This window comes from Verrucosispora sp. SN26_14.1, assembly GCF_004307965.1.
In the GTDB taxonomy this organism is placed as follows: Bacteria; Actinomycetota; Actinomycetes; order Mycobacteriales; family Micromonosporaceae; genus Micromonospora.
Map to the genome: position 1 here is coordinate 1 of NZ_SISL01000203.1, position 10,495 is coordinate 10,495.

Here is a 10,495-nt window from a genome sequence, read left to right on the forward strand (position 1 = left end):
GCGTGCGGCGTGCGGTCGGCCCGACCGGCCCGGCGGCGTCGACGGGCGTGGCGACCGGTGCGGCGCCGTCCTCCGCCCGCGTGGCGGCGGACCAGACGTCCCGCTCCGGTGCCGGCTGAGAATCATGCCCGGTACGGGTCGCCTCGCGCCACACGTGATCACTGTCCGGGCTGCGCCCGGCGGTCGTGGACGGGCCTGCGGTGGGCGCCGGAGGGTCGGACGGGGACCCGGCGGGGTCGGGGTCGGGACGGGACGGAGCGAAGGGCGGTGCGGTGGGGTCGGAGCGCGGGTCGGCCGGGGTGAAGGCCCGCAGGAAGCTGGCCAGACCGGCGGCGAGGTCGCCGGCACCGGTGGCAAGCCGTTCGGCGAACTCCGGACTCGGGTCACGCAACGCGCTGATACCTCGACAGACCGGACAGACGCAGCATTCCGCAGCACCGGTGGCGAAACCGGCACCGGCGGTTTCGGTGCGCCCACCCCGGTCACCGGGGGCGTCCTTGTGACCGAGGACACTGGTCACCATCCCACCGAGCGGGCCGAACGGCCCGGCGCCGGGGTTCGCGGCGGCCAGCCGTACGCCGGCCAGCAGAGTGGCGACCAGCCGCTCCGCCTCTTCCCGGGCCGTACCCGGATCTGTCGCACCCATGCTGGGCTCCTCTACCGTGGCGACCAGGTCGCCGGACGCGTCACTGCGCCGAACCGAGTGTTTCTACCCGGCGCTTGAGCTGCTTCAACGCAGCATCCATGATCATCTTCTCGGCTTTGCGGCGGAACATCCCGAGCATTCCGACCGCGAGTTCCACCTCGAGCGTGTACGTCACGGTGGTGCCCCCGTCGGCGTCGACCACCAGGTCGTACGAGCCGCGCTGGGACCTCTGCATCTTCGAGGGCGCCACCAGGTGCCACTCGATGTGGGACAGGTCCTCGGAGTAGCCGTACTCGAGCACGTACTCGTCGGCCATCACCCCGGCGTCGAGGACGAACCGGACCTGGCTGGCATAGCCGTCCTCGTACTCCTCGACGACCTCGGCCTGCCGCACCGCCTCGGCCCACTCGGGATAGCTCGGAAAGTCACAGATCACCGCCACCACCCGGTCCGGTGGCGCGCCGATGGTGATCGACTGGGTGGAGGAGTCCGCCATGGGGGGAGGCTACCCGTCCCGTGCAGGGCCCGCGCCGCGCCGCCCCACCTGCGATGTGCTCCTACGCCGGTCAGACGGTAGGTTTCACTCCAGCCGCCAGGCGGCAGACCCGGCCAGCGAGCACGAGGGAGTGCAGGTGCGCGAGTTCTCCGTCCCGCCGATCGTCACGGTCGGCGATTCCGCCAACCTGACCGACCCGGTCTGGGACAACGCCGAAGCCGCCCCGGACCTGGTCCAGTTCGTCCGACGGGACGGCTCCGGCGGATGGGTCGACGTGACCTGCCGGCAGTTCCGCGACGAGGTGGTGGCGGTGGCCCGGGGCCTGGTCGCGGCCGGGGTCCGGCCCGGTGACCGGGTCGCGCTGATGAGCCGCACGCGGTACGAGTGGACCCTGGTCGACTACGCCATCTGGGCGGCCGGCGCGGTCACCGTGCCGATCTACGAGACCTCCAGCGCCGAGCAGGCCGCCTGGATCCTGGCCGACTCCGGCGCGGTCGGCGTCGTGGTGGAGACCACCGCGCACGCCACCCTGGTGGCCGGCGTCCGCGACGACCTGCCCGACCTGGCCCACCTCTGGCAGATCGACCTCGGCGGGGTGGACGACCTGGTCGCCGCCGGCCAGGCGGTGGAACCGACCGAGATCGACCGCCGACGCGCGGACCTGCGCTCCTCGGACGTCGCCACGATCATCTACACCAGCGGCACCACCGGCCGGCCCAAGGGCTGCGTGCTGACCCACCGCAACATGTACGCCGACATCGCCAACGCCGTCCCGGTGCTGCCGAACCTGTTCCGCCCGAACGCCTCGACCCTGCTGTTCCTGCCGCTGGCGCACTCCTTCGCCCGGCTCATCCAGATCGGCGTGGTGCACGCCCGGGTCACCATGGCGCACTGCGCCGACCCCAAGCACCTGGTCGCCGAGTTGCAGGAGGTCAAGCCGACCTTCGTGCTCTCCGTGCCCCGGGTTTTCGAGAAGGTCTACAACGGCGCGAAGCAGAAGGCCGAGGCCGCCGGCAAGGGCAAGATCTTCGCGCGGGCCGAGGCGGTCGCCATCGCGTACAGCGAGGCGCTGGAGACCTCGTCCGGGCCGGGCCTGGGCCTGCGCCTGCAGCACGCGCTCTTCGACAAGCTGGTCTACGGCAAGCTGCGGGCCGCGCTGGGCGGCCGGTGCCGGGACGCGATCTCCGGCGGCGCGCCGCTGGGTGCGCGGCTGGGGCACTTCTTCCGGGGCGTCGGGGTGACCGTCTGCGAGGGGTACGGCCTGACCGAGACCTCCCCCGCCGCCTCGGCGAACCTGCCGGACTTCACCCGCATCGGCACCGTCGGTCGGCCGCTGCCCGGTGTGACCATCCGGATCGCCGACGACGGCGAGGTCCTCATCGCCGGTGAGCTGATCTTCCAGGGGTACTGGCACAACGACGCGGCCACCGCCGAGGCGATCACCGCCGACGGCTGGTTCCACACCGGTGACCTCGGCTCGCTCGACGGCGACGGCTACCTGACCATCACCGGTCGAAAGAAGGAGATCATCGTGACGGCCGGCGGCAAGAACGTCGCCCCGGCCGTGCTGGAGGACCAGGTCCGGGCACACCGCCTGGTCAGCCAGTGCCTGGTGGTGGGCGACCGGCAGCCGTTCATCGCCGCGCTGGTCACCCTCGACGAGGAGGCCCTGCCGGCCTGGCTGGAGTCGGCCGGGCTGCCGGCCGGGACCGACGTCGAGTCGCTGCGCGAGAACGAGGCGTTGCGGGCCGAGATCCAGGCCGCGGTGGACCGGGCCAACCAGTCGGTCTCCAAGGCCGAGGCGATCAAGGTGTTCCGGATCCTGCCCCGCGACTTCACCGAGGCCACCGGCGAGCTGACGCCGTCGATGAAGGTCAAGCGTCAGGTCGTCCACAAGACGTACGCGGCGGAGATCGCCGACATCTACGGCTCCTGACTACGATCCGTCACGTGCCCGCCTCGACATCGGCCCTGGCCCGTTCCCACCCGCTCGCCGCGGCGGCGCGGGTGGTCGTGCTCGCGCTGGTCGCCGTCCTCACCCTGCTCGCCACCCGCGACGTGGCCCAACTCTGGTGGATCGCCCTGCTGGCGATCGCCGGACTGCCCGCGCTGCTGGCACCCCAGCACCGCCTGGTCGGGCCGCTGAGCCGGGTGGCCGAGGTGATGGTGCTCGGCCTGGCCGCGAGCCAGGTCGCGGCGGTCGCCACCGTCGGCGGCCACATCGGCGGGCTGGGCGCCTCCGCGGTGCTGCCCTACCTCGCCGTGCCGGTCACCGTGACCGCCCTGCGGCGACGCTTCCGCGAGGGCGCCACGCTGATCGCGGTCGTCGCCGGGACCCTGCTGGTCGCCGGGGCGCTGACCGAGGTCGGCGGGGTACGCCAGCTCAGCCAACCCGGCTACCTGGCGGTCTGCGCCCAGTGGCTGATCCTCGCCGCGCTCGGGCTCTACGCGGCCAGCACCCTGCACCGGGTGATGCAGGTCCGGCAGGAGGGCAAACCGCAGCCGTACGCCGAGGCGACCCGCCTGCTCACCCAGCTCCGTACGGTGGCCCGGCAACTGCCCGGGGCGACCCTCGATCCGGGCGGCATCTCCGAGCACCTGCTGGAGGAGTTGCGCACGGTGGCCCGGACCGACCGGGGTGCGGTGCTCTCCGCCAGTGGCGGCGGGCGGCTGGTGGTGCTCGCCCAGATCGGGGCCGATCGGGTCGACTGGGAGACCACGCTCGACGCCGACTCGGCCATCGCCGACGCCTGGGCCAGCCAGCAGCCGCAGACCGCGGCCCGCTCGCAGTCCCGCACGCACCGGGGCAACGACGTCTCCGCGCTGATCGTGCCGCTGGTCGCCGGGCTGCGTACGGTCGGGCTGGTGGTGCTGGAGGCCGACGCCGGGCAGGCGTACCCGCCGTCGGTGGTGTCCCAGGTGACCGCGCTGACCGGTCCGGCGGCGCTGCGCCTGGAGGCGGCGCTCCTCTTCGACGAGGTGCGGTCGCTGGCCACCAACGAGGAACGGCAGCGACTGGCCCGGGAGATCCACGACGGGGTGGCGCAGGAACTCGTGATGGTCGGCTACGGCATCGACAACGCCCTGGCCACCGTGCACGACGACGCCGAGGAGACCGCCGACTCGCTGCGGACGCTACGCCACGAGGTCACCCGGGTGATCACCGAGCTGCGGCTGAGCCTGTTCGAGCTGCGCAGCGAGGTCGACCGGCACGGCGGCCTGGCCGCCGCCATCGCCGAGTACGCGCGGACGGTCGGCGCCTCCGGCGGGCTGCGGGTGCACCTGTCGCTGGACGAGTCCACCGCGCGGCTGCCCGCCGCGACCGAGGCGGAGCTGCTGCGCATCGCCCAGGAGGCGGTCACCAACGCGCGTAAGCACGCGGGAGCGTCCAATCTCTGGGTCACCTGCGAGGTGGATCCCCCGTACGCACAGATCGAAGTGTCGGATGACGGTCACGGCATAGGTGACCAGCGCTCGGACGGGCACTATGGTCTTGCGATCATGGCCGAGAGAGCGGAACGTATCCGAGGCCGGTTGGAGATCAGGCCGCGACAGCCCAGCGGGACGACCGTAGCCGTGGTGGTCGGGTCGTCCCCCCGGCGCGATAACGTTCGCGGTAGCGGCGCAGCAGCAGAAGGGGAGTAACCCGAGGATGACCACAAGCCCGACACCGGCCACTCGTACCAAGGTCCTCCTTGTCGACGATCACGACCTGATCCGTAAGGGCCTGCGCCACGCCTTCGAGCGCGACCGGCAGTTCGAGGTCGTCGGCGAGGCGGCGACGGCGGCCGAGGGCGTACGGCAGGCCGGCGCGCTGCAGCCGGACGTGGTGATCATGGATCTGCGACTCCCCGACGGCAGCGGCCTGGAGGCCACCCGCGCGCTGCGCAAGTCCAGCGCCACCATGGGCATCGTGGTGCTCACCATGTACGCGGGCGACGACCAGCTCTTCGGCGCCCTGGAGGCCGGAGCCAGCGCCTTCGTGCCGAAGACCGCGCCCGCCGACGAGGTGGTCGCCGCCGCCCGGCACGCCGCCTCCTCCCCCAGCGCCTTCACCGCCGCCGACCTGGCCGAGGCGATGAAGCGGCGGCTCGCCCCGTCCGGTCCGCAGCTCTCCCCCCGCGAGGGCCAGGTGCTGCGCCTGCTCGCCGACGGGATGAGCGTCGCCGGCATCGCCAAGCAGCTCTTCGTCAGTGAGTCCACCGCCAAGACCCACATCTCGAAGCTGTACGAGAAGCTGGGTGCGGCCAACCGGGCCCAGGCGCTGATGACCGCGCTGCGGCTCGGTCTGCTCGAGGCCCCTGACGCCCCGAAGTTCTGATCCATCCGTCGCGACTCCCGGCGTCGAGGCCCGTCCTCGCCGCCGGGCCGTCGGGTCGCCCCTCGGCAGGAAAACGCATCTCCGCACGTCAATGACCCTCTCCGTGATCGCGCTATGGCCTCCCGCGCCCAGGCGGGGCAGAATACCGGCCGGGGCGGTGTCGCCCCGGCTGGCGCGAAGGGGTGTGGCATGCAGCGGCCGGACTGGTCACCCGAGACGATCGACGTCGAACGACCCAGCGTCGCCCGCATGTACGACTACTATCTCGGTGGCTCGCACAACTTCGCCGCCGACCGGGCAGCGGCCCGGGCGATGATGGCGCTGGTGCCGGAGGCTCCGCTGATGGCCCAGGCCAACCGCGCCTTCCTGCGCCGGGCCGTGCAGTACCTCACCGCCGCCGGAGTCCGGCAGTTCCTCGACATCGGATCGGGCATCCCGACCGTCGGCAACGTGCACGAGATCGCCCAGCGGCACGCCCCCGACTCCCGGGTGGTCTACGTCGACGTCGACCCGGTGGCGGTGGCGCACAGCCGGGAGATCCTGGCCGACACCGAGCGGGCCACGGTCGTCCAGGAGGACTTCCGTCATCCCGAGCGGATCCTCGCGCATCCCGACGTCAACGCCCTGATCGACTTCTCCGAGCCGGTCGCCGTGCTGGTGGTCGCGGTGCTGCACTTCGTACCGGACGACGACCGCCCGGCCGACCTGCTGCGTACGCTGCGCGAGGCGCTGGCCCCCGGCAGCCACCTGGTGCTCTCGCAGGCCAGCGACGACGGCCGCGACGAGGCCGAGCGGGCCGAGGCCGAGGAGGTCTACCAGCGCACCGACAGCCCGCTGTGGGTGCGCAGCCGGGCCGAGCTGACCGCGTTCTTCGACGGCTTCGAGCTGGTCGAGCCCGGGGTGGTGTGGGTGCCGCAGTGGCGTCCGGAGACCCCGGAGAGCGCCGAGAACGCCGAGCAGGCGGTCTTCCTGGGCGGGGTCGGGCGGCTCGGTGGTTGAGCCTCCGGACGGCCGTTCCTGCGCCGGCACGTTCGCCCGCGCCTGGGCCAAGGCGGTCTCCGGGACCAGCTACCTGCCGATGCCGCACGCCCAGTTGGAGCTGCTGTTGCAGCAGCTCACCGACCAGCTCGCCGAGGCGCTGCGGGCGGAGCCGCTCGACCTGCGGGTGGGCCACCGGGTCGCCAACGAGTTGGTCGCCGCGCACATCGCCTCCGCCGAGGCGCTCGGCCGCACCGTCGAGGTGATCCAGCTCCGGCTGGTCCGCGACCTCGACCTGGTCGCCGACGACATCGAGGACCGGATGGCCCGGCTGCTGGCCGCGATCGCCACCGCCTACGCGCGGGCCCTGCACGACCGGACGCTGGACGAGCAGGAGTCGATCCGCCGGGCCGCGCTGACCGCCCGGGTGGACGCGGAGCGGGCGTTGCGGGCCAGCGAGGCCCGGTTCCGCCACCAGGCCACCCACGACCCGCTGACCGGCCTGCCCAACCGCACGCTGTTCGCCGAACGGCTGGTCGCCGCGCTCGACGGCACGGTCGGCGCCGGACGGCGGGTCGGATTGTGCTTCCTCGACCTGGACCGCTTCAAGCGGGTCAACGACTCGTACGGTCACTCGGTCGGCGACCGGGCCCTCGTGGCGGCGGCCCGGCGGCTGTCGCGGTCGGTGGAGCCGCACCTGGTGGCCCGGCTCGGCGGGGACGCGTTCGTGGTGCTGGTGGAGCGCTCCACCGGCACCGGTGACGTGGTCGCGGTCGCCGAGGCGGCCCTCGCCGCGCTCTCCGAGCCGGTGGTGGTCGGCGGGCACGACGTGACGGTCACCGCCAGCGTCGGGGTGGTGGAACGGCGGGCCGCCGACACCTCCCCCGACGACCTGCTGCGGGCCGCCGGCAGCACGCTGCACTGGGCCAAGTCGGCCGGTGGCGGCGGCTGGGCGCTCTACGACGCCGAACGCGACGGCCGCGAGCAGGCCCGTCAGGCGTTGAGCGCGGCGATCCCCGCCGGTCTGGAGCGCGGCGAGTTCTACCTCGACTACCAGCCGCTGACGTCGCTGCACGACGGTTCGGTGCTCGGTGTGGAGGCGCTGGTGCGCTGGCGTCACCCGGACCTGGGGGTGCTGCGACCGAACAGCTTCATCGGGTTGGCCGAGGAGACCGGGCTGATCGTGCCGCTGGGGGCCTGGGTCCTCGCCGAGGCGTGCCGGGAGGCGGTCGGCTGGACGGCCGCCGCCGGCGCACCGCCGTACGTCAGCGTCAACCTCGCGGTACGCCAGGTTCGCCGACCCGGGCTGGTAGAGGAGGTGAGCGCTCTGCTGCGGCGTACCGGCCTGCCACCGCACCGGCTGCAACTGGAGATCACCGAGAGCACCATGATGAGCAGCGCCGAGGAGCCGGTACGCGCCCTGCGCACCCTGGCCGACCTGGGCGTCCGCATCGCCATCGACGACTTCGGCACCGGCTACAGCAACCTGGCGTACCTGCGTGACCTGCCGGTGACGGAGCTGAAGGTGGCCGGCGAGTTCGTCCGGGGGTTGCGCTCACCGGGCGACCGGGCCAACGAGCGCATCCTCGCCTCGCTGGTCTCGCTGGCGCACGCCCTGGACCTGACGGTGACCGCCGAGGGGGTGGAGACCGTCGGGCAGGCCGAGCGGCTGCGCGCGATCGGCTGCGACGCCGGTCAGGGCTGGCACTTCGGCCGTCCCGCCCCCGCCGAGAACATCCTCGCCCGCATCCGCTGAGGCACCACGCCCGGTCCGCCGAGGCACCGCGCCGCGCCGCGCTCGGTGTCGCGCCGCACGCGCTCGGGTGCCGCGCGCTCGTGTGTTAGGAGGGGTCCCCTGCTATACACCAGGCGTTAGCCGGGGGCCCTTCCTTACCTCGGGTCGGTGAGCAGGTCGGACAGGCGGCGGGCCTGGGTCTCCCAGCGCCACTCCCGCTCCACCCAGGCGCGGCCGGCCGCCCCGAACTGGCGGGCCAGGTCCCGGTCGGTGAGCAGGGTGACCACCCGGTCGGTCAGCTCGGCGAGGTCCCGGCCGTCGACCACGTACCCGGTCTCGCCCTCGCGGACCGCGTCGGGCGCGCCGCCGGAGTTGCCGGCCACCACCGGCAGACCGGCCGCCGACGCCTCCAGGTAGACGATGCCGAGTCCCTCCACGTCCAGCCCCCGGTTGCGGGTGCGGCAGGGCATCGCGTAGACGTCACCGGCCGCGTAGTGCGCCGGCAGTTCGGCCTCGGGGATCGAACCGGTGAAGACCACGTCCCGCTCCACCCCGGCCTGGCGGGCCAGCCGGGCCAGCGCCGCCCGGTACGGGCCGCCACCGACCACCAGCAGCGCGGCGTCGGGCACCCGGCGGCGGATCAGCGGCAGTGCCCGGATCAGCATGTCCTGGCCCTTGCGCGGCACCAGCCGGGACACGCAGACCACCACCGGCCGGTCGGAGAGCCCCAGCCGGTGGCGTACCCCGCTGCCGTCGACCGCCGGGTGATAGAAGTCCACGTCCACTCCGGGTGCGAGCCGGCGCAGGTCGGTCAGGCCGTCCAGCGCCCGCGCCAACCGGGTGCGGGTGTACTCGCCGAGGTAGGTCACCACGTCGGCGCCCCGGCCGATGCGCCGCAGCGCGGTCCGGGCCACCGGGAGCGCCGCCCAGCCCACCTCGTGCCCGTGGGTGAGGGCGACCACCCGCCGTACGCCGGCCCGTCGCCGCAGCCCGTTGGCGAGCAGCCCGAGCGGGGCGGCCGCGCCGAACCAGATCGTGTCGCAGTCGTACGCGCGGGCCAGCCGGGCCGCCCGTCGGGCGATCAGCGGGGTGGGCAGCAGCACCTTGGTGCGTTCGCGCACCACCTCGTACGGCTGGTCGGCGTCGAACTTGTCGGCGTCGGGCCAGCTAGACGCGTAGACCACCACCGAGCCGGCGGGCTGGTGCACCGCGAGGTTGTGCACGAAGGACTGGATCCCACCCGGCCGGGGCGGGAAGTCGTTCGTGATCAACAGCGTGCGGCTCATCGGCCGGCCTCTCGGGCGTAGGCGCGGGCGGCGGCGATCCGCTCCACGGTGGACGGGTGCGTGGCGGAGTAGAGGTACTCCCAGCGGGGCGGGTCCGGGTCGCCGAGGTTGACCGAGGAGATCCGGCGCTGCATCGCCTCGAACGCGGCCGGGTCACCGGTCAGCGCCAGCGCGTGCGCGTCGGCGCGTGCCTCCAGCCGCCGCGACATCAGCGCCTGCATCGGCGTGAACACCAGTCCGGCCACCGTGACCAGGGCGAGCAACAGCGGGAACGCGCGGGGCTGGGCGACCGAGTCCACCCCGGCCATGCGCAGCAGCGGCGGCCAGGAGCCGATCAGGTAGAGCGCCACCACGGCCGCCGCCGCGCCCAGCGCGCCGGTGAGCGTGAAGATGGGCACGTCCCGGTCGCGGGCGTGGCCCAGTTCGTGGGCCACCACGGCCTTCACCTCGGCCGGGGTCGCCTCGCGCAGCAGGGTGTCGTAGACCACCACCCGCCGGGTCGGTCCGATCCCGGAGACGTACGCGTTGACCGCGTTGGTGCGCCGGGACGCGTCGGCCACCAGCACGTCGCGCACGGGTACGCCGTCGCGGTCGGCCAGTTCCATCAGCTCGGTGCGCAACGGGCCCGGTTCCATCGGACTGATCCGGTTGAACACCGGCTCGACGAGCACCGGCAGCACGAAGGAGAGCAGCACCACCAGGGTGGCCGCACCGGCCGCGCCGAACGCCCACCACCAGCGGGGCGCCAGCCGGATCACGGTGTAGAAGCCGAGTAGGGCCACCGCGCCGATCACCGCGCTGACCGCGTACGACTTGAGCAGGTCCACCGCCCAGCCGCCCCACCCGTTGGTGGCCAGCCCGTACCGGGTGAGCACGCTGTGCCGCCAGGCGGCGAACGGCAGCGTCAGCAGGTCGGCGACGAGCACCACGGCCAGCCCGCCGAGGATCGCCTGGGCGGTCCAGTGCCCACCGAACGGGCGCCCGGCCAGCTCGACCAGGCGGCTGCCCAGCGGCGTCAACCCGAGCGCCAGCG

At 73.4% G+C, this 10,495-nt stretch carries 9 protein-coding genes; 5 read left to right on the top strand and 4 right to left on the bottom strand.

Going from position 1 to position 10,495, the window contains the following annotated elements; genetic code table 11:
* Both EYA84_RS18310 and EYA84_RS18315 read right to left on the bottom strand, forming a co-directional pair.
* Window positions 1-646 (bottom strand): hypothetical protein (locus EYA84_RS18310; RefSeq protein WP_131054278.1); only part of this gene is annotated, 646 nt, incomplete at its 3' end.
* A gap of 40 nt (window positions 647-686) precedes the next feature.
* Window positions 687-1,142 (bottom strand): SRPBCC family protein, encoded by a 456-nt coding sequence (locus EYA84_RS18315; protein ID WP_131054279.1) that lies wholly within the window; start codon window positions 1,140-1,142, stop codon window positions 687-689.
* A 136-nt stretch (window positions 1,143-1,278) separates the two neighbouring features.
* On the opposite strand from EYA84_RS18315, the gene EYA84_RS18320 reads away from it, so the two are divergent.
* The 5 genes from EYA84_RS18320 (at window position 1,279) to EYA84_RS18340 (ending at window position 8,197) form a co-directional block, all read left to right on the top strand.
* A complete protein-coding gene (locus tag EYA84_RS18320; RefSeq protein ID WP_131054280.1) occupies window positions 1,279-3,078 on the top strand; it encodes a long-chain fatty acid--CoA ligase in 1,800 nt (599 codons plus the stop codon).
* Window positions 3,079-3,092: 14 nt separating this feature from the next.
* Window positions 3,093-4,787: a GAF domain-containing sensor histidine kinase gene (locus EYA84_RS18325; protein ID WP_131054281.1), complete on the top strand. Its 1,695-nt coding sequence runs from the start codon at window positions 3,093-3,095 to the stop codon at window positions 4,785-4,787.
* Window positions 4,788-4,794: 7 nt separating this feature from the next.
* Entirely contained in the window at window positions 4,795-5,463 is a 669-nt protein-coding gene (locus tag EYA84_RS18330) for a response regulator transcription factor (RefSeq protein WP_088972416.1), read from the top strand.
* 189 nt (window positions 5,464-5,652) lie between these two features.
* The gene (locus EYA84_RS18335) at window positions 5,653-6,462 is read left to right on the top strand and encodes an SAM-dependent methyltransferase (RefSeq protein ID WP_131054282.1); all 810 of its coding nucleotides are present in this window, start codon (window positions 5,653-5,655) and stop codon (window positions 6,460-6,462) included.
* 79 nt (window positions 6,463-6,541) lie between these two features.
* The gene (locus EYA84_RS18340) at window positions 6,542-8,197 is read left to right on the top strand and encodes a bifunctional diguanylate cyclase/phosphodiesterase (RefSeq protein WP_131054285.1); all 1,656 of its coding nucleotides are present in this window, start codon (window positions 6,542-6,544) and stop codon (window positions 8,195-8,197) included.
* 134 nt (window positions 8,198-8,331) lie between these two features.
* Here EYA84_RS18340 and EYA84_RS18345 read toward each other — a convergent pair whose 3' ends face one another.
* Entirely contained in the window at window positions 8,332-9,462 is a 1,131-nt protein-coding gene (locus EYA84_RS18345; protein WP_131054283.1) for a glycosyltransferase family 4 protein, read from the bottom strand.
* Window positions 9,459-10,495 (bottom strand): M48 family metallopeptidase (locus tag EYA84_RS18350; protein WP_131054284.1); only part of this gene is annotated, 1,037 nt, incomplete at its 5' end. The genes EYA84_RS18345 and EYA84_RS18350, both read right to left, overlap by 4 nt.

What these genes read in the sequence shown, in the direction of transcription:
- EYA84_RS18315 (WP_131054279.1), bottom strand. Translation starts at nt 1,142, where the DNA reads ATGGCGGACTCCTCCACCCAGTCGATCACCATCGGCGCGCCACCGGAC.
- EYA84_RS18330 (WP_088972416.1), top strand. Translation starts at nt 4,795, where the DNA reads ATGACCACAAGCCCGACACCGGCCACTCGTACCAAGGTCCTCCTTGTC.
- EYA84_RS18335 (WP_131054282.1), top strand. Translation starts at nt 5,653, where the DNA reads ATGCAGCGGCCGGACTGGTCACCCGAGACGATCGACGTCGAACGACCC.
- EYA84_RS18340 (WP_131054285.1), top strand. Translation starts at nt 6,542, where the DNA reads ATGCCGCACGCCCAGTTGGAGCTGCTGTTGCAGCAGCTCACCGACCAG.
- EYA84_RS18345 (WP_131054283.1), bottom strand. Translation starts at nt 9,462, where the DNA reads ATGAGCCGCACGCTGTTGATCACGAACGACTTCCCGCCCCGGCCGGGT.